Source organism: Pontibacter sp. 13R65, assembly GCF_047525655.1.
Classification (GTDB): domain Bacteria; phylum Bacteroidota; class Bacteroidia; order Cytophagales; family Hymenobacteraceae; genus Pontibacter.
In genome coordinates this window covers 1-761 of the sequence record NZ_JBLIQL010000058.1, presented here as the reverse complement: position 1 = coordinate 761, position 761 = coordinate 1, and the positions used below count along the sequence as shown (strand labels likewise).

1 protein-coding gene is annotated in these 761 nt (G+C 52.8%); it reads right to left on the bottom strand.

Annotation, left to right across the window (positions count from 1 at the left end):
* A partial coding sequence (locus ACMA1I_RS23285) for a transposase family protein (RefSeq protein ID WP_337070894.1) occupies positions 1-698 on the bottom strand: 698 nt, incomplete at its 3' end.
* Between the last annotated feature and the right edge of the window lie 63 nt (positions 699-761).

Sequence of the window (761 nt, the reverse complement as noted above, 5' to 3'; positions counted from 1 at the left end):
TTCTTGTTGGGGATCAGGACGCTCACATTCTCTGGTCCGTAGCCCAGGTAACCCAAATCCTCGACCAACACGGTGTGGTCGGGGAACTGATGGCCCGCCTGGTCAGCCATTGTCTTGTCATGCACGCTGCCGGGATAGGTGCTGCTCAGAAACAGGATGCTACCCCGCTGGTCAGTTATCAGGTTATTCTTGACCGTGTGCGTCTTCTTCTTGCCGCTGTACTCGTGCTTTTGCCGCTCATAGACCACAGAACGCGGTATGCCTCGCTCCGTAGCATCCATCAGCAGCACAAAGCGCGTGAAGGAGAGCAGGAAGGCATAAAGCTGGCAGCCAAAGCGCTTTGGCAATACCTGTAGGCGGGCCAGCGCCTGCTCAAGCAGGGGCAAAAGCAGTTTTACCCACTTGCTTACCCGCGGCTGTTTCATCCCCCACAGCCTGCCATGGTAGTGCTGACGCGGGTTCTCCTTGAGGTAGGAAAGCAGGAAGAGCAGCTTATTGAAGCTGCCAGCCAGGCTACAGCGGGCATCTTCCCTGAACTTGGGAATCCTACGAGGGTTGCCCTCCAGGTTATAGTCCTCAAAAAACTGCTCGCAGAGAGGACCGAACTCAGAGAGCAAGCCTATAAACTCTTCCGGCTGAAGACTCGTTAAGGGTAAATATTCGGAGCGGTTTGGTTCTTTATCATTAGTAGTTTGCATACTAGAATAAAGAGCCGGCCGCTCTGTTTTGTTCCTACTACTATATTTTCAGAATAAGCTTTA